Here is an 18,047-nt window from a genome sequence, read left to right as displayed (position 1 = left end):
CGAGTGCTGTCTGACCTTCTAGCCGGGGCCGTCGCCGACGCTGACCAGCGCCGGGCCGCCCGCCCGTTCTCCGTCGTCGAGGCTGCAGCCCTCGCCCGCCCGCCCGCGATCGACGCCCTCTCGGTGCTCGCTCCCGCCGACCGGGTCAAGATCATCGCGGAGGTCAAGCGAGCCAGCCCGTCGCGTGGCACCCTGGCCGAGATCTCCGACCCTGCCGCCCTCGCCGTGTCCTACGAATTCGGCGGTGCGAGCGCGATCAGCGTGCTCACCGAGGGCCGCAAGTTCCTGGGGTCGCTGTCCGACCTGGAGCAGGTGCGCTCGGCCGTGCGAATCCCGGTCCTGCGTAAGGACTTCATCGGACTGCCCTACCAGGTCTTCGAGGCCAGGGCGGCCGGCGCCGACATGGTGCTGCTCATTGTCGCGGCTCTCGACCAGGCCACCCTGGTGTCCCTGCACGATCTCATCCGTCAGCTCGGCATGACCGCACTGGTCGAGACGCACAGTGCCGAGGAGGTCGACCGTGCCGTCTCCATCGGCGCGAGCCTCGTCGGGGTCAATGCCCGCGACCTCTCCACGTTCCAGCTCGACCAGGACCTGTTCGGTCGACTCGCCGACCAGATTCCGTCCGGCGTGGTTCGCGTTGCCGAGTCCGCCGTGAAGACCGCGTCTGACGTGGCGCACTACCGTGCCGCCGGCGCCGACATCGTGCTGGTCGGCGAGGCCCTCGTCACGAACGATCCCATCCGCACGCTCTCCGAATTCCTGGCGGTATAAATGTCAATGTCCCTCAGAACAGAAGCAGGCCCGTACTTCGGCGACTTCGGCGGCAGGTTCGTGCCGGAGTCCCTCGTCGCGGCCCTCGACGAGCTCACCAACGAGTACACACTGGCTCGGCAGGACCCGGCCTTCGCAGCCGAACTGATGGAACTGCACCGCACCTACACCGGTCGGCCGTCGCTGATCACCGAGGTGCCCCGGTTCGCCGCGCACGCCGGAGGCGCCCGCATCATCCTGAAGCGGGAAGACCTCAACCACACCGGATCCCACAAGATCAACAACGTGCTCGGCCAGGCGCTGCTCACCAAGCGCATCGGCAAGTCCCGCGTGATCGCCGAGACCGGAGCCGGCCAGCACGGAGTGGCCGCCGCGACGGCCGCCGCCCTGTTCGGGCTCGACTGCGTGGTCTACATGGGCGAGGTCGACACCGAGCGACAGGCCCTGAACGTGGCCCGGATGCGCCTCCTCGGCGCCGAGGTCGTCGCGGTCAAGACCGGGTCGCGAACCCTCAAAGACGCGATCAACGACGCCATGCGCGACTGGGTCACCAACGTCGAGACCACCAACTACATCTTCGGAACGGTCGCGGGCCCGCACCCGTTCCCCGCCATGGTTCGCGACTTCCAGAAGATCATCGGCGAAGAAGCCCGCCAGCAGGTCCTCGACCTCACCGGGCGCCTCCCCGACGCGGTCACCGCCTGCGTCGGCGGCGGGTCGAACGCCATGGGCATCTTCCACGCCTTCCTCGACGACCCGGAGGTGGCCCTGTTCGGCTATGAGGCCGGCGGAGACGGAGCGGAGACCCTCCGTCACGCGGCGACGATCACCAAGGGGCGCCCCGGCGTCCTGCACGGCGCCCGCAGTCTCCTGCTCCAGGACGAGGACGGGCAGACTGTGGAGTCGCACTCGATCTCCGCGGGCCTCGACTACCCGGGGGTCGGGCCCGAGCACGCCTGGCTCGCCAGCATCGGACGGGTCACGTACCTGCCGGTCACCGACGACGAGGCGATGAGCGCCCTGCGGCTGCTCAGCCGCACCGAGGGCATCATCCCCGCCATCGAGTCCGCGCACGCCCTTGCCGGCACGCTCGAACTGGGCAAGCAGCTCGGCCCGGACGCCACCATCCTGGTGAACCTCAGCGGTCGCGGCGACAAGGACATGGAAACCGCGGGTCGGTACTTCGACCTGCTCGACAAAGGCGCGGAACAGTCATGAGCACCGACACAGGTCACGACCCGGCCACCGGAATGTCGAGCACGGTCGAGGCGACCATCGCGCGCCGTCGCACCGAGGGTGGCGGTGCCCTGATCGGCTACCTGCCGGTGGGTTTCCCGACCCTCAGTGAGAGCATCGACGCTGCAGTCGCCATCGCGAACAGCGGCGTCGACATCCTCGAACTCGGGCTGCCCTACACCGACCCCGTGATGGACGGCCCGGTGATCCAGGCAGCGACCCAGCAGGCCCTCGCCAACGGGTTCCGCCTCCGGCACGGGATCGAGGCCGTTGCGGCGATCACCGCCCAGGTTGACGTTCCCGTTCTGGTGATGACCTACTGGAACCCCATCCTGCAGTACGGCGTCGACCGGTTCGCCGACGACCTGCTCGCCGCCGGCGGCGCCGGACTGATCACGCCCGACCTGATCCCCGACGACTCGGCCGCCTGGGTGGCCGCGAGCACGCGCACCGGCCTGGACCGGGTCTTCCTCGCTGCACCCTCCTCCTCCGACGAGCGACTGCGGCAGGCAGTGGATGCGAGCCGCGGCTTCGTGTACGCGGTCTCCACCATGGGGATCACGGGTGCCCGTGGCGACGTCGACTCCGCCGCCCGCGTGCTCGTCGATCGTCTCCGGGAAGCCGGGTCCACCAGCGCCTGTGTGGGCCTCGGCATCTCCACCCCCGAGCAGGTCCGCGAGATCCTGGCCTACGCCGACGGCGCCATCGTCGGTTCCGCACTCGTCAAGGCTCTGTCCGACGGGGGAGTCCCGGCCGTCGCCGCGCTCGCCCGAGACCTGGCCGCCGGCGCCCGGGATATCCGGCCAGCCAGCGCAGTCCCGCACAGCTAAGGTAAGTTGACCGAGGCGGTCTCGGCCACTGCAGAGTGTCCGGCGTCACGATGAAAGGTAGTCCCCAGGTGTCTGTTCTTCTGAGCCTCCCGAGCCCGAGCCCCGAATGGAGCTCCTTCACCCTCGGCCCGTTCACCATCCACGCCTATGCCCTCTGCATCCTGGCCGGGATCATCGCCGCCACCGTCATGACCTCCCGCCGGCTGACGAAGCAGGGCGGCGAGCCGGGCGTGGTGCTCGACATCATCCTCTGGGCCGTTCCGCTCGGGATCGTCGGCGCCCGCATCTACCATGTGCTCACCCACCCTGGGGACTACTTCTACGACGGTGCCAACCTGTGGGACGTCTTCGCGATCTGGGAGGGCGGCAACGCCATCTTCGGTGCTCTTCTGGGCGGTGCCGTCGGCGCGTACATCGGCTGCCGGATGTCCGGCATCCGTTTCTGGGCCTTCGCCGACGCCCTTGCGCCTGGAATGCTCGTGGCGCAGGCCATGGGGCGACTTGGCAACTGGTTCAACGAGGAGCTTTTCGGTCTTCCCACCGACCTGCCCTGGGGCCTGGAGATCTCGGCCGCCAACCCCGCTTTCCCGATCGGCCTGCCCCCGGAGACACTGTTCCACCCCACCTTCCTGTACGAGATGATCTGGAACGTGGTCGGCGTCGTCCTGATCCTCGCGATCGAACGCAAGGTTGCGTTGCACTGGGGCAAGGCCTTCGGCGTGTACCTGATCTGGTATGGCCTCGGCCGCAGCTTCTTCGAGTCGATCCGGGTCGACCCGAGCGAGATGTTCTTCGGCATCCGCACCAACGTGTGGGCTGCCTATGCGGCAATCCTGATCGGGATCATCCTCATCGTGGTGCAGAGTCGTCGCCACACCGGGCTCCCGGTGAGCGTGTACGTACCGGGCCGCGAGTGGAAGGGCCTCGACCCTGAGGTAGAATCTGAAGAGTTTGATTCGGACCCGGCGAATCACGGTGATGACGCCGTGCCACCCGCCGATGAGAACAACGTTGCAGCCACAAGCACCAGCAACTCGCGCCTCTAGGCTCAGGTAACCTTCAACCTGTTCCACGGCTTGTGACCCGGTATGACGGGCCGCCGCGCAAATGTCTACCTGAGCGGGCCAGCGTTGTCCCCACTTGCCAGTTACTTTCGTGAGGACGGTCCAATGCCGCAAACACCCCTCTTCTCGCGCTTCAGCAGCGTGCCGAAGCCGCAGGGCCTCTACAACCCGGCCGACGAACGGGACGCCTGTGGCCTGGCCATGGTCGCCACCCTGCGCGGCACCGCCGGGCATGACATCATCACGCTCGCACTCGATGCGCTGCGCAACCTCGAGCACCGTGGTGCGGTCGGCTCGGATGCCGGTACCGGCGACGGCGCGGGAATCATCACACAGATCCCGGACGAATTCCTGCGGACGGTGACCGAGTTCGCTCTGCCCGAGATGGGCCGGTACGCCGTCGGCAACGTGTTCCTGCCCACCGATCCCACCGCCCGGAGCGCCATCAAGCGCCAGATCAACCGGATCGCCCAGGACGAGGGTTTGGTGGTCCTGGGCTGGCGCGAGGTCCCCGTGCGCCCCGACGAGGTAGGCAACCTCGCCCGCGCGGCCATGCCGGCCATCCAGCAGCTTTTCGTGCAGAGCAGCCGCACGACCGAGGACGGTCAGACGCTCGGCGACATCGCCCTCGACCGCCAGGCCCTGCGGCTGCGCAAGCGGGCCGAACGGGAGCTGGCGATCTACTTCGCCTCGCTGTCCTGCCGCACCATGGTCTACAAGGGCATGGTGACGACGCTGCAGCTGGAGCCGTTCTACCCTGACCTGTCCGACCCGCTCTTCGTCTCGAAGCTCGCACTCGTTCACTCCCGCTACTCCACCAACACCTTCCCGTCCTGGCCGCTCGCCCAGCCGTTCCGCATGATCGCCCACAACGGTGAGATCAACACGGTGCAGGGAAACCGCAACTGGATGCAGGCCCGCCAGTCCCAACTCGAATCCGAGCTGCTCGGGGACCTGAACCCGCTCCTGCCCATCGTGACCCCCGGCGGCAGCGACTCGGCGTCCTTCGACGAGGTGGTCGAGCTGCTCAGCCTGTCCGGGCGCTCCCTCCCGCACGCCGTCATGATGATGGTGCCCGAGGCCTGGGAGAACCAGACCGACCTCGACGAGGAGCGACGGGCGTTCTACGAGTACCACTCCATGTTGATGGAGCCGTGGGACGGTCCGGCCGCGATCGTGTTCACGGACGGTTCCCTTGTCGGTGCCACCCTCGACCGCAACGGTCTGCGTCCCGGCCGCTACCTCATCACCGACGACGGCCTCGTCGTGCTCGCCAGCGAGATCGGCGTGCTCGACATCGACCCCAGTCGCGTCGTGCGCAAGGGCCGCCTGCGCCCCGGCAAGATGTTCCTCGTCGACACCGTCGCCGGCCGCCTGATCGAAGACGATGAGATCAAGGCCGACCTTGCCGCCAGCGAGCCGTGGGGAACCTGGCTGGACGCCGGCCGGATCAACCTCAAGGACCTGCCCGACCGGGAGCACATCGTGCACCCGCCGGCATCCGTGGTTCGTCGCCAGCGCACATTCGGCTACACCGAAGAAGAGGTGCGGATCCTGCTCGCGCCGATGGCGCGCCTCGGCGGGGAACCGCTCGGCGCCATGGGGTCCGACACACCCATCGCCGTGCTCAGCGAACGTCCCCGGCTGCTGTTCGACTATTTCACCCAGCAGTTCGCCCAGGTGACGAACCCGCCGCTCGACTCGATCCGCGAGGAGGTCGTCACCTCGCTCAAGCTCGGGCTCGGCCCGGAGCGCAACCTGCTCTCGGTAGGCCCCGAGCACGCCCGTCAGGTCGTGCTCGACTTCCCCGTGATCGACAATGACGAGCTGGCCAAGATCCAGCACATCGACACCGCGCCCGGCAGCCGCACCACGACGACCATCCGTGGTCTCTACCGGTTCGAAGACGGGCCGGACGCCCTCGCGGCGCGCATCACCGCGATGTGCGCCGAGGCCGACGCGGCCATCGAGGACGGCGCGATGTTCCTCGTCCTGTCCGACCGGGACTCCAACAAAGACCTGGCGCCCATCCCGTCGCTGCTGATGATCGCCGCGGTGCATCACCACCTGATCCGCACCGAGAACCGGATGAAGGTCGGAATCGTAGTCGAGGCCGGCGACGTGCGGGAGGTTCACCACGTCGCGCTGCTGATCGGCTACGGCGCCTCCGCCGTCAACCCGTACCTCGCGATGGAGACCTGCGAGGACCTGGTGCGCAGCGGCTACATCACGACCGGCACCCCGGAACAGGCCGTGCACAACGTGATCAAGGCCCTCGGCAAGGGCGTGCTCAAGATCATGTCCAAGATGGGCATCTCGACCGTCTCCTCCTATGCGGGCGCGCAGACCTTCGAAGCTGTGGGCCTGAGCCAGGAATTCGTCGACCAGTACTTCACGGGCACGACCAGCAAGCTCGGCGGTGTCGGCATCGATGTCATCGCGACCGAGAACGAGGCCCGCCATCGGGCCGCCTACCCGGAGGATGCGGCGGTCACCGCCCACGAGCGTCTGGCCACCGGCGGGGAATACCAGTGGCGCCGCGACGGCTCACCGCACCTGTTCAACCCGGACACCATCTTCCGGCTGCAGCACTCCACCCGCACCCGTCGGTACGACATCTTCCGGGAGTACACCAAGCTCGTCGACGACCAGGCGTCGAGCCTGATGACCCTGCGCGGTATGTTCACCTTCACCAGCGGCAAGCGGCACCCCGTTCCGCTGGACGAGGTCGAACCGGTCTCCGCCATTGTGAAGCGGTTCGCGACGGGCGCGATGAGCTATGGTTCCATCTCCGCCGAAGCGCACGAAACCCTTGCGATCGCGATGAACCGCCTCGGAGGCAAGTCCAACACCGGTGAGGGCGGCGAGGACCTCGACCGTCTGCTCGACCCGGAGCGGCGCAGCGCGGTCAAGCAGGTCGCATCCGGACGGTTCGGCGTGACCAGCATGTACCTGTCGCACGCCGACGACATCCAGATCAAACTTGCCCAGGGTGCCAAGCCCGGCGAGGGCGGCCAGCTGCCGCCCACCAAGGTCTACCCGTGGATCGCGCGCACCCGGCACGCAACCGCCGGCGTCGGCCTGATCTCGCCGCCCCCGCACCACGACATCTACTCGATCGAAGATCTCAAACAGCTGATCTTCGACCTGAAGCGGGCGAACCCGTCCGCGCGCATCCACACCAAGCTCGTCAGCCAGTCGGGGATCGGCGCGGTGGCCGCGGGCGTGGCCAAGGCGCTGTCCGACGTGATCCTGATCTCCGGCCATGACGGCGGAACGGGGGCCAGCCCGCTGAACTCCCTCAAACACGCCGGCACACCCTGGGAGCTCGGCCTGGCCGAGACCCAGCAGACCCTGATGCTGAACGGGATGCGGGACCGCGTCGTGCTGCAGGTCGACGGCCAGTTGAAGACCGGTCGCGACGTCATCATCGGCGCCCTGCTCGGCGCGGAGGAGTTCGGTTTCGCCACGGCTCCGCTGATCGTTGAGGGCTGCGTCATGATGCGGGTCTGCCATCTGGACACCTGCCCGGTCGGCGTGGCCACGCAGAACCCCGAACTGCGCAAGCGCTTCACGGGCAAGGCCGAGCACGTGGTCAACTTCTTCGAGTTCATCGCCCAGGAGGTGCGCGAATATCTCGCTGAACTCGGGTTCCGCAGCCTGGAGGAGGCCATCGGCCACCGCGAGGTGCTCGACGTCAACGGTGCCCTGACTCACTGGAAGGCCTCAGGCCTCGACCTGTCGCCGATCCTGGTCGGCCCGGACTTCTCCGCGGGCGAACCCCGTCAATCCGGGCGGGCGCAGGAACACGAGCTCGACCTTCACTTCGACAACGAACTGATCCGCCAGAGCGCCAGTGTTCTGGAGCACGGTGGCCAGATCACCATGTCGCTGCCCATCCGCAACACCGAACGCGCCGTGGGCACCATGCTCGGGCACGAGGTCACCGTTCGTCACGGCGAGAACGGCCTGCCGTCCGGCTCCATCGACGTCACCCTCACGGGAAGCGCCGGCCAGTCCTTCGGCGCGTTCCTGCCCAGCGGGATCATCCTGCGGCTGGAGGGCGACTCCAACGACTATGTCGGCAAGGGGCTCTCGGGTGGCCAGATCACCGTGCGACCCGACCGAGGCAGCCTGTTCAAGGCGGAGCAGAACGTGATCGCCGGCAACGTGATCGGATACGGCGCCACGCAGGGCAGCATGTTCATCCGCGGCATCGTGGGCGAACGCTTCCTGGTGCGCAACTCCGGCGCCACTGCCGTGGTGGAGGGTGTCGGCGACCACGCCCTCGAGTACATGACCGGGGGACTGGCTGTCATCCTGGGCGGCACCGGGCGCAACCTCGGGGCCGGCATGTCGGGTGGAACCGCCTACGTCTACGGGCTCACCACCGAGAACGTCAACCGTCAGGCCCTCGATTCCGGCGAGCTCACGCTGCTGCCGCTCGGCAGCGCGGATCGCGAGATCGTGCGCGACCTGCTCGAACAGCATCGGGACCAGACCGAGTCCGCCCTGGCGGCCCGGCTGCTGGACGATCTCGACACCACCATGTCCACTTTCGTCAAGGTACTGCCGCGCGACTACGCGGCCGTCCTGGCAACCAGGCAGACCGCCGTCACGGAGGGGCTCGACCCCGACGGCGTCGTCGTCTGGAACCGCATCTTGGAGGCAACCAATGGCTGATCCGAAGGGATTCCTGAAGACGACGGAGCGGGAGCTCCCGCCCCGCCGTCCCGTGTCCGTGCGCCTGATGGACTGGAAAGAGGTCTACGAACAGCGCGACTCCGCCATGCTGAAGCGCCAGGCCGGCCGCTGCATGGACTGCGGTGTGCCGTTCTGCCAGCAGGGTTGCCCTCTGGGCAACATCATCCCGGAATGGAATGACCTCACCTGGCGCGGCGAAGGGCGGCAGGCGATCGAACGGCTGCACTCCACCAACAACTTCCCGGAGTTCACCGGCCGTCTGTGCCCGGCGCCGTGCGAATCGGCCTGCGTGCTCGGCATCAGCCAGCCGGCGGTCACCATCAAACAGGTCGAGGTCTCGATCATCGACCAGGCGTTCGCCAACGGATGGGTGCAGCCCCAGCCCCCGGGGCGCCTGACCGGCAAGACCGTCGCCGTGGTCGGCTCGGGGCCGGCCGGCCTCGCTGCCGCCCAGCAGCTCACCCGGGCCGGTCACACGGTCGCCGTCTTTGAACGGGACGACCGGATCGGCGGACTGCTGCGTTACGGCATCCCCGACTTCAAGATGGAGAAGAAGCACCTCGAGACCCGGCTGGCCCAGATGACCGCCGAGGGCACCCGCTTCCGGGCGGGCGTCACGATCGGTGAGGACATCACCTGGGACGACCTCCGGGCCCGCTACGACGCCGTTGTGGTCGCCACGGGCGCCATGGTTCCCCGCGACCTGCCTATCCCCGGGCGTGACCTGCCCGGCGTGCACTTCGCCATGGAATACCTGGTGCAGCAGAACAGGGTCGGGGCCGGCGACACGGTGGACCAGCAGATCACCGCGGAGGGCAAGCACGTGGTCGTGCTCGGCGGCGGCGACACCGGCGCGGACTGCATCGGAACGGCGCACCGCCAGTCCGCGGCATCCGTCACCAATCTCGCCATCGGGCGTCAGCCCGGAACCGAACGACCCGAGCACCAGCCCTGGCCGTTGTCACCCACCCTGTTCGAGGTGTCGAGCGCCCACGAGGAGGGTGGCAACCGGGAATTCCTGGTGTCGACGGTCGAATTCCTGGCCAACGAGGCCGGCGAGGTGCGCGCCATTCGCGTGGCGGAAACCGAGTTCCTGGACGGACGCCGCGTGCCGAAGGCAGGCACGGAGCGGGAGATCCCCGCGGACCTGGTGCTCCTGGCCATGGGTTTCACCGGCCCCGAGTCGCGCGAGCTGACCGAACAGCTGCACGTGCCGGTCGATGGGCGGAGTAATGTCGAGCGTGACGTTAATTACCAGACCAGTCACGAGGGCGTGTTTGTGGCTGGTGATGCCGGCCGTGGCCAGTCGCTCATCGTCTGGGCGATCGCCGAGGGCCGTGCTGCCGCGGCAGCAGTCGACAAATTCCTCGAAGGCGAGACGCAACTGCCTGCACCGGTCAAGCCGACCGATCATGCCTTCGCAATCTGATTGGTCGCTGATCCAGTGATTCAATTCCAAGAGATCCACCACCTCGTGGTCTCCCACCCATCAACAGTGAACATGCGCCAATACAGCGCGGAAACCGGAGCTTTTTCAGCATGAGACGCGCCAAAATTGTTGCCACCCTCGGGCCGGCAGCTTCCAGCTACGACCAGATCCGAGCCCTCATCGATGCCGGAGTCGACGTTTGCCGGATGAACCTCAGCCATGGGGACTACCAAGTCCACGAGGGTGTTTATGCGAATGTACGCAAAGCGGCGAACGATTCCGGTCGCGCCGTCGCCGTCATGGTCGACCTGCAGGGACCGAAGATCCGTCTCGGCAAGTTCGAGGGCGGCCCTTACGACCTGGCCGTCGGAGACATTTTTAAGATCACCACGGAAGAAATCCTCGGCACCAAGGAGATCTCCGGTACGACGTACAAGGGCCTGCCCCAGGACGTCAAGCCGGGCGACTTCCTGCTGATCGACGACGGCAAGGTCAAGGTCGAGGTTGTCGCCACGAACGACACCGTCGTGACGACCACGGTCATCGTTGCCGGCCCCGTCTCGAACAACAAGGGCATCAACCTTCCCGGCGTTGCCGTGAATGTGCCGGCCCTGTCCGAGAAGGACGAGTCAGACCTGCGCTGGGGCCTCCGCCTCGGCACGGACCTGATCGCCCTGTCGTTCGTTCGCGACGCCGCCGACATCACCCGCGTGCACGAAATCATGGAAGAAGAAGGCCGTCGCGTTCCCGTGATCGCCAAGATCGAGAAGCCGCAGGCCGTCGAGAACCTTGAGGGAATCGTCGACGCGTTCGACGCCATCATGGTCGCTCGTGGCGACCTGGGTGTCGAACTGCCCCTCGAGGCCGTTCCGATCGTGCAGAAGCACGCCGTGGAGCTGGCGCGCCGCATGGCCAAGCCGGTCATCGTGGCGACGCAGATGCTCGAGTCCATGATCCACAGCCCGGTCCCGACTCGCGCGGAGACGTCCGACGTCGCCAACGCCGTGCTCGACGGTGCGGACGCGGTCATGCTCAGTGGCGAGACCAGCGTCGGCGAATACCCCGTCGTGACGGTCCAGACGATGGCGCGCATTGTCGCGTCGACCGAGGACCACGGTCTGGAGCGCATTGCTCCGCTGACGAACAAGCCGCGCACCCAGGGTGGCGCGATCACCCTCGCCGCCATCGAGGTCGCCGAGTTCGTCGAGGCGAAGTTCCTCTGCATCTTCACGGAGTCCGGTGACTCGGCCCGACGGATGTCCCGTCTGCGCTCGAAGATCCCCATGCTGGCCTTCACCCCGGAGGCCGGCATCCGTCGGCGCCTGGCCCTCACCTGGGGCATCCAGACGTACCTGGTCGACCGTGTCACGCACACGGACGCCATGTTCGGTCAGGTCGATGACATCCTGCTCGGCCAGGGTCTGGCCCAGCTCGGTGACAAGGTCGTCGTCATCAGCGGTTCCCCTCCCGGAATCGCCGGTTCCACGAACGACATCCGTGTGCACCGCGTCGGCGATGCCCACAATGAAGTTCACCCGGCCTACGCCAAGAGCTAGCCTCGGCCCGGAAAAGCCCCGCCATCCGTGAATCACGGAGGGCGGGGCTTTCTCGTACCCGGCGCAGGCTGGAAACCAGCGGACCCATCGCGCGGACCTGCCGCTCGTACCCACCGCCCCCGGGCGGCACCCTGTTCCCCTTCGGTGCCGCCCATGAGGCTGTGCGCGTATACTCCGCGATGGTGCATGACCGATCGTCTTCTGGCTTGCGCAGGTCCCCCGACCCGGTAGCGTAGACATGTTCGATCAGGGTTCACGTTATCACCTGTTGGACATGTCTAACGTTCGCCCCATGCCCCCGAAGGGGGTGCTGGCGCCGTCGAGTGGGGAATCCAGCCTGAGTTACGAAACACGCAGGGAGCGGGCGCGCGAGCTCGTGGATGCCCTCGCCCTGCCCTCTCCGTTGACGGCGGTGACACTCCATCGCCACATGGAGGGCCTGCGCGGCAAGCCGATCGTCATTCGCGCTGCGAGTCCTCGGCTTCTCGAATCCGGCGTCTGCGGCCTGTGGATCGCGGTGGCGGGGGAGAACTTCGAGCGCATCCACCATGCACCGACCGACTCGGCGGTTCACCGGCAGCAGTTCATCAACCACGAGTTCGGGCACATGATCCTCCGGCACGACACCGTGCTCGTACCGGAGGAACGGGTGGCGATGCTCGCGCCGCTCATCCCGCTCGATTCCATTGCCTATGCGTTGTCCCGCAGCAACTTCACCGACGAGCAGGAGGCCCTGGCTGAGGCGATCGGTGACCGGCTGGCCCTGATCATGCTGCGCGACAGCGCAGACGCGGCCAACGGCCCACGCACCGGCTTCGGGCGGGTGCTGTGATGCAGGTCATCCTCGTGACCGTGTCGGTCGTCCTCTGGGTCGCTGTCGCGGTCTGTGTCCCCTCCTTCGTGCGTGGACAGCGCCGATTGTTGTTCTGGGTGCTCAGCGCCCTCGCCACGACGCTCACCCTCCAGCCGGATGTCGTGTACTACCGGATCGACCCTCTCATCGGCGGCGTTCACGTCACGTACTTCATCTTCCACGCGACCGCGATCATCTCCGTGGCGCTCGTCAGCAACCTCGTGCAGGAGGCCATCGCACCCCACGGACTGACTCGTCGACGAATGCGGGCCACTGCCGTGTTCGCCGGGTCGATAATTCTCGTGCAGGCCATTCTGTTCTTCGGCGGCGACTGGCACCTGACAGATGACATCCGACAGCCCTTCCTGTCACGGGTCGACTATGCCCTGTACGCCGCGTCCACCTGGATCACGATGGCTTTCTTCTCCGTATCGGTGGCCGTCGCGTGCCTGAGCGATCGGCGCACTCAGCGCCGTACCGTCACGCGGATCGCACTCGGGTCTCTGGTGTTCGGCTGCTTCTGGATTCTGGTCTACACGATGATCAGCCTGGGCAGCGCCGCCGCATCGCTGACCCTGGGTTCCTTCGTGTTCTCGGGGTGGCTCCTGTTCCTGTATCAGCTTTCGTTGCTCGGGGCCCTGATCAGCCTCGCTGTCGGATTGAGTCTGACCGCAGCGGTCGATTCGATCCGGTTCACCGGGAACGCGGTTCAGGACCGGCGGCTGCTCTGGCGGGTCACCCCGCTGTGGGAACGCGTCCTGGCCGGGTCCCCGGAGCTCAGCATTGAGCGCCACCTGTCCCGGCCCGGCCTTCTCGTCGTGCGGAGCCCCGGCGCCCACCTGTACCGGCGCTATGTCGAGATCCGGGACAGCATGCTCCTCGAGCCCGGCCAGCACCTGTCTGCGGGCGAACAAAGGCTGATCGACCAGGTCGAGGACCACGTGCGCACCCGGCCTCCCGCCTTCGCTTCCCCCGTCAGCGTCACACAACAGAGAATCTCGAGCGGACCGAATAATCATGAGTGATTCCCGAGTGGACGCCGAAGCCTCGTCAGTGACCGACCGAACGATCAGCCCTCAGCGGGAGCTGGCACGTAAATTGAACCTTCTGCTCGACGTGGTCGTCGCCGAGGGGAATACGCCGCACACCTACAAGCAGATCGCAGCCGGGCTTCAGGACCGCGGACTGTCCCTCTCCCGTGCCCGCTGGGCGTACATGATCACGGGGGACGGGCCGCTCGTCACCGACGTCGACCTGCTCACCGGCATCGGCGAGTTCTTCCGCATTCCGCCGGAATACCTGCTCGGATCCGACGACGACCTGCCGGAGCGCGTCGATTCCCAGCTCGCATTCGTGAGGAGCCTGCGCGCCAGGCGCGTCGTCAGCTTCGCGGCACGCACTCTCGGCGATGTCTCACCGGAAACGCTGCGGTCGATCACGGCCCTGTTGGAAGAAGACATGCAGGGCGGCGACACCACGCTTCAGCAAGCCGACAGCTGATCCCCGAGGGATCCCCGAGGGATCCCCGAGACTGGGGAAACCCCTTTGAACAGGGATTTTCTAAACGAGGTGTTGGTACCGGTGGTGGGACTCGAACCCACACGTCCTTTCGAACAAAGCATTTTGAGTGCTCCGCGTCTGCCATTCCGCCACACCGGCTCACAACACCTGCATCAGAATACCGTAGGCTTTGAGCCGTGACCGACCAAGATTCAACCCCAGTACCTCCTCGCCGCGTTGTCGTTGCCGAGGACGAGTCCCTGATCCGCCTCGACATCGTCGAAATCCTCCGCGATGCCGGGTTCGAGGTGGTGGGCGAAGCCGGCGACGGAGAAACCGCTGTCGCCCTCGCCACCGAGCTGCGGCCCGACCTGGTCATCATGGACGTCAAGATGCCTCAGCTCGACGGCATCTCTGCAGCCGAGCGCATCACCAAGGCGCACATCGCCCCCGTCGTGCTGCTCACCGCGTTCAGCCAGAAGGAGCTCGTCGAGCGTGCGACAGAGGCCGGCGCGCTGGCCTACGTGGTCAAGCCGTTCACTCCGAACGACCTGCTGCCCGCCATCGAGATCGCCCTGTCGCGCTACAGCCAGATCATCACCCTCGAGGCCGAGGTGGCCGACCTGGTCGAGCGCTTCGAGACCCGCAAGCTCGTCGACCGGGCCAAGGGGCTGCTGAACGAGAAGATGGGGCTCACCGAACCCGAGGCGTTCCGGTGGATCCAGAAGGCGTCCATGGACCGCCGGCTCACCATGCACGACGTCGCTCAGGCGATCATCGAGCAGCTGAGCGCCAAGAAGTAGCACCAGCACTCCGTCGTCATCGGCCGAGCAGACCCGCCTCCCGGCGGTCTGCTCGGCCTTTCGTTTAAGACTGCGGGCGGTTCGGCAGGTCCTTGATCAGATTCGTGATCCGGATCGTCGAGCAGCGTCGGCCCTGATCGTCCGTGACGGCGATCTCGTGGGTCGTCAGGGTCCGGCCCAGGTGCACCGGGGTGCACACACCCGTGACGAAGCCCGACGTCGCCGACCGGGTGTGCGTGGCGTTGATCTCGATCCCCACCGCCAGTCGCCCAGGGCCGGCATGCAGATTGGCCGCCATCGAGCCGAGCGACTCGCCGAGGACCACATAGGCGCCGCCGTGCAGGAGCATCGCGGGCTGCGTGTTGCCCTCGACCGGCATGCGCGCGACAGCCCGTTCAATGGTGAACTCGACGAACTCGATTCCCATCTTTTCGGCCAGGGAGCCGGCTCCCCGCTGGTGGAGCCACTCAAGGGCATCCGTTGTCTGCTGGATCATATTCACCTTCGGTCGCTGCACCGGCCCGCATCGGATGACGCTTGTAGGCTGTCTCTGTGTCAGATTTCGAAAAGCCTACCCTGATGATCATCGACGGCCATTCCCTGGCCTACCGGGCGTTCCATGCCCTCCCCGTGGACAGTTTCCAGACCCACGACGGGCAGCACACCAACGCCATCCACGGCTTCCTGTCCATGCTGCTCAGCCTGCTGCGCAATGAGAAGCCCACGCATATCGCCGTGGCCTTCGACATCTCGCGGTTCTCCTTCCGCACCCGCGAATACGCCGACTACAAGGGCACGCGGGCCAGCACGCCGAGCGAGTTCATCGGGCAGGTGCCGCTCCTGCAGGAGGCCCTGGCCGCGATGAACATCACGACGCTGACCAAGGAAGACTACGAAGCCGACGACATCCTGGCCACCCTGTCCGTGCGCGGCAACCAGGAGGGTTTCCACGTCCTGGTGGTCTCCGGGGACCGGGACACGATCCAGCTGGTCAACGAGAACGTGACCCTGCTCTACCCGGCCAGCCAGGGAGTCTCGGCACTCACCCGGTACGACCCGGCCCGGGTGAAGGAGAAGTACGGCATCGAGCCGGCCCAGTACCCGGATGTCGCGGCCCTGGTCGGCGAGACCAGCGACAACCTGATCGGCATCTCCAAGGTGGGGGAGAAGACCGCCGTGAAGTGGCTCGGCCTCTACGGCAGCCTCGACGGGATCCTCGAACACGCGGACGAGATCAAGGGCGTCGTCGGCAACAACCTGCGCGAGCAGAAAGAGAACGCGATCCGCAACCGCCGCCTCAACCACCTGGTCACCGACCTCGACCTCCCGGTGGAACTTCCCGAACTCATCCGGCGCGCCATCGACGAACCGGCCGTGCGCGATGTGTTCGGCCGGCTCGAGTTCCGCACCCTGCTCGAGAGGGTGATCAAGCTCGAGGGCGCTGGCGGCGGTGACGCCCCGGGCGGCGTTGCGGGTTCAGCCGCAGCGGTTGCCGAGGTGGCCGTCGTGGCCGCCCCCCAGGCTCCGCTCGCCCAGGACCTGCTCGACGAGGAATTGGGTGCCTGGATCGCCCGTGTCGGAGCCACCTGCCCGCAGGGGATCGGACTGTGCGTGGAGGTGCAGGACGGGCGGGCCATCGGCTTCGGCCTGTCCGGCCCTTCCGAGTCCGTCAGCCTGCCCTGGCAGCCCGGACGTGCCGATTACCTTGCGTTCGAGGCCTGGCTGGCCAGTGATGCACCCAAGATCATGCACGATGCCAAGAGTCAGATCAAGGCTCTTCGCCGCAGCAACCTGCCCTTTTCCGGCCTGGTGTTCGACACCCTGGTCGCGGCCTGGCTGCTGCGTCCGGGGGTGCCGGACAAGACCCTCGCCTCCCTCGTCACGCGCTACCTCGACGAGACCCTTCCAGTCAGCGATCCCAACCAGCTGATCCCGGAGGAGAACGAGGCCGGAGGCGTGCCGGTGGAATCCTGGTACACCGTCCGCGTCGCCGCCGCCATCGACGCACTGCTCGACGACGGGTCGCGCGAAGTCCTCACCGCCATCGAGATGCCCACCCTGCTGGCCCTGGCCGACATGGAACTGGCCGGCGTGGCCGTGTCGCACGAGCAGCTGTCCGCCCTGTCCGCCCAGCTGGGTGAGCGCGCCGCCGGGCTGGCGGCCGGCGCCTACGCGGAGATCGGCCGCGAGGTGAACCTCGGCTCACCCAAGCAGCTGCAGGAGGTGCTGTTCGACCAGCTCGGCATGCCCAAGACCCGGGCGAACAAGACCGGGTTCTCCACGGATGCCGGGGCCCTCGCCGACCTGCAGGCCAGCAACCCGCATCCGTTCCTCGACATGCTGCTGCAGCACCGCGACGCCACCAAGCTGCGCCAGATCGTGGAGACGCTGGACAAGGCCGTCGACGAGACGGGCCGCATCCACACCACCTATGTGCAGATCGGAACGGCCACCGGGCGGATCTCCTCCACCGACCCCAACCTGCAGAACATCCCCGTGCGTACCGAGGAGGGGCGTCGCATCCGTGCCGCCTTCCAGGCCGGAAACGGGGCCGAATGCCTGCTCACCGCCGACTACTCGCAGATCGAGATGCGCATCATGGCGCACCTCTCCGGGGACCCGGGCCTGATCGAGGCTTTCAACGCCGGAGAGGACCTCCACCGGTTCGTCGGGGCGAGCGTGTTCGGGGTTGCCCCGGAGGACGTCACGAACGAGATGCGTTCCAAGGTCAAGGCCATGTCCTACGGCCTTGCGTATGGACTGAGCGCCTTCGGGCTGTCCCGGCAGCTGCGGATCGACACGAAGGAAGCCAAGCAGCTGATCACCGACTATTTCGCGCGCTTCGGCGCCGTGCGCGACTACCTGCGCAACGTGGTCGAGCAGGCGAAGATGGACGGCTACACGGCCACCATCTTCGGCCGTCGCCGCCCGTTCCCCGAACTGCACAGCGCGAACCGGATGGTGCGGGAGAACGCCGAGCGTGCGGCCCTGAACGCGCCGATCCAGGGCTCGGCGGCCGACATCATGAAGATCGCGATGAATGGGATCGCCGAGGACCTGGCCGAGGGGGGCCTGGAGTCGCGGATGCTGCTGCAGGTGCACGACGAACTGATCTTCGAGGTGGCCACGGGGGAGTGGGACGCCCTGCGCCAGCTCGTGACGCACCAGATGGAGACCGCCGCGGACCTGCTGGTGCCACTCGACGTGCAGGTCGGGCGCGGCGACAACTGGGATGCCGCGGCCCACTAGACCTCGCCGGCCCGGCCTCCCGAATGCGGGGGCCCGGGCTCCCGGTGCG

The 18,047-nt window shown here is 67.0% G+C and carries 13 protein-coding genes and 1 tRNA gene; 12 read left to right on the top strand and 2 right to left on the bottom strand.

From position 1 onward, the window contains the following. The first annotated feature begins 3 nt into the window (after positions 1 to 3). The 10 genes from trpC (at position 4) to E3T49_RS03690 (ending at position 13,946) form a co-directional block, all read left to right on the top strand. The gene (trpC, locus tag E3T49_RS03735; protein WP_134423559.1) at positions 4 to 774 is read left to right on the top strand and encodes an indole-3-glycerol phosphate synthase TrpC; all 771 of its coding nucleotides are present in this window, start codon (positions 4 to 6) and stop codon (positions 772 to 774) included. A gap of 6 nt (positions 775 to 780) precedes the next feature. Beyond that, the gene (gene trpB, locus E3T49_RS03730) at positions 781 to 1,992 is read left to right on the top strand and encodes a tryptophan synthase subunit beta (RefSeq protein WP_134423557.1); all 1,212 of its coding nucleotides are present in this window, start codon (positions 781 to 783) and stop codon (positions 1,990 to 1,992) included. 32 nt (positions 1,993 to 2,024) lie between these two features. After that, complete coding sequence (trpA, locus tag E3T49_RS03725; protein WP_134423680.1) at positions 2,025 to 2,840, top strand: tryptophan synthase subunit alpha; 816 nt, start codon at positions 2,025 to 2,027, stop codon at positions 2,838 to 2,840. 50 nt (positions 2,841 to 2,890) lie between these two features. Further along, positions 2,891 to 3,886, top strand: coding sequence for a prolipoprotein diacylglyceryl transferase (gene lgt, locus E3T49_RS03720; protein ID WP_134423555.1), 996 nt, complete (start codon positions 2,891 to 2,893; stop codon positions 3,884 to 3,886). A gap of 123 nt (positions 3,887 to 4,009) precedes the next feature. After that, positions 4,010 to 8,587: a glutamate synthase large subunit gene (gltB, locus tag E3T49_RS03715; RefSeq protein ID WP_134423553.1), complete on the top strand. Its 4,578-nt coding sequence runs from the start codon at positions 4,010 to 4,012 to the stop codon at positions 8,585 to 8,587. Next, a complete protein-coding gene (locus tag E3T49_RS03710; protein WP_134423551.1) occupies positions 8,580 to 10,037 on the top strand; it encodes a glutamate synthase subunit beta in 1,458 nt (485 codons plus the stop codon). Before gltB ends, E3T49_RS03710 begins: the two co-directional genes overlap by 8 nt. A 110-nt stretch (positions 10,038 to 10,147) precedes the next feature. Further along, positions 10,148 to 11,593 carry a pyruvate kinase gene (gene pyk / locus E3T49_RS03705; protein ID WP_134423549.1) on the top strand — a complete coding sequence of 482 codons (1,446 nt, stop codon included), beginning with the start codon at positions 10,148 to 10,150 and terminating at the stop codon, positions 11,591 to 11,593. A 292-nt stretch (positions 11,594 to 11,885) separates the two neighbouring features. Next, entirely contained in the window at positions 11,886 to 12,425 is a 540-nt protein-coding gene (locus E3T49_RS03700) for a hypothetical protein (protein WP_134423547.1), read from the top strand. Continuing rightward, complete coding sequence (locus E3T49_RS03695) at positions 12,425 to 13,471, top strand: DUF6545 domain-containing protein (protein WP_134423545.1); 1,047 nt, start codon at positions 12,425 to 12,427, stop codon at positions 13,469 to 13,471. The genes E3T49_RS03700 and E3T49_RS03695 overlap by 1 nt, the downstream gene beginning before the upstream one ends. Beyond that, positions 13,464 to 13,946, top strand: coding sequence for a hypothetical protein (locus E3T49_RS03690; protein WP_134423543.1), 483 nt, complete (start codon positions 13,464 to 13,466; stop codon positions 13,944 to 13,946). The genes E3T49_RS03695 and E3T49_RS03690 overlap by 8 nt, the downstream gene beginning before the upstream one ends. Before the next feature lie 73 nt (positions 13,947 to 14,019). On the opposite strand, the gene E3T49_RS03685 is transcribed toward E3T49_RS03690, so the two are convergent. Continuing rightward, positions 14,020 to 14,105, bottom strand: a tRNA-Leu gene (locus tag E3T49_RS03685). A 38-nt stretch (positions 14,106 to 14,143) separates the two neighbouring features. On the opposite strand from E3T49_RS03685, the gene E3T49_RS03680 reads away from it, so the two are divergent. Then, on the top strand, positions 14,144 to 14,749 hold the full coding sequence (locus E3T49_RS03680; RefSeq protein ID WP_134423541.1) for an ANTAR domain-containing response regulator: 606 nt from the start codon (positions 14,144 to 14,146) through the stop codon (positions 14,747 to 14,749). Positions 14,750 to 14,813: 64 nt separating this feature from the next. On the opposite strand, the gene E3T49_RS03675 is transcribed toward E3T49_RS03680, so the two are convergent. Next, complete coding sequence (locus E3T49_RS03675; protein WP_134423539.1) at positions 14,814 to 15,245, bottom strand: hotdog fold thioesterase; 432 nt, start codon at positions 15,243 to 15,245, stop codon at positions 14,814 to 14,816. A gap of 56 nt (positions 15,246 to 15,301) precedes the next feature. Here E3T49_RS03675 and polA point away from each other — a divergent pair, with 56 nt between their 5' ends. Continuing rightward, positions 15,302 to 17,998, top strand: a complete 2,697-nt coding sequence (gene polA / locus E3T49_RS03670) for a DNA polymerase I (RefSeq protein WP_134423537.1) — start codon at positions 15,302 to 15,304, stop codon at positions 17,996 to 17,998. Positions 17,999 to 18,047 lie beyond the last annotated feature (49 nt).

It is taken from the genome of Cryobacterium cryoconiti (genome assembly GCF_004403065.1).
In the GTDB taxonomy this organism is placed as follows: domain Bacteria; phylum Actinomycetota; class Actinomycetes; order Actinomycetales; family Microbacteriaceae; genus Cryobacterium; species Cryobacterium cryoconiti.
This window is presented reverse-complemented; position numbering and strand designations above follow the sequence as displayed.

Bases quoted from the DNA above. Each gene is read 5' to 3' on its own strand.
- E3T49_RS03690 (WP_134423543.1), top strand. From the start codon at position 13,464: ATGAGTGATTCCCGAGTGGACGCCGAAGCCTCGTCAGTGACCGACCGA.
- gltB (WP_134423553.1), top strand. From the start codon at position 4,010: ATGCCGCAAACACCCCTCTTCTCGCGCTTCAGCAGCGTGCCGAAGCCG.
- E3T49_RS03695 (WP_134423545.1), top strand. From the start codon at position 12,425: ATGCAGGTCATCCTCGTGACCGTGTCGGTCGTCCTCTGGGTCGCTGTC.
- lgt (WP_134423555.1), top strand. From the start codon at position 2,891: ATGAAAGGTAGTCCCCAGGTGTCTGTTCTTCTGAGCCTCCCGAGCCCG.
- trpA (WP_134423680.1), top strand. From the start codon at position 2,025: ATGTCGAGCACGGTCGAGGCGACCATCGCGCGCCGTCGCACCGAGGGT.
- trpB (WP_134423557.1), top strand. From the start codon at position 781: ATGTCCCTCAGAACAGAAGCAGGCCCGTACTTCGGCGACTTCGGCGGC.
- pyk (WP_134423549.1), top strand. From the start codon at position 10,148: ATGAGACGCGCCAAAATTGTTGCCACCCTCGGGCCGGCAGCTTCCAGC.
- E3T49_RS03710 (WP_134423551.1), top strand. From the start codon at position 8,580: ATGGCTGATCCGAAGGGATTCCTGAAGACGACGGAGCGGGAGCTCCCG.
- E3T49_RS03675 (WP_134423539.1), bottom strand. From the start codon at position 15,245: ATGATCCAGCAGACAACGGATGCCCTTGAGTGGCTCCACCAGCGGGGA.
- E3T49_RS03700 (WP_134423547.1), top strand. From the start codon at position 11,886: ATGCCCCCGAAGGGGGTGCTGGCGCCGTCGAGTGGGGAATCCAGCCTG.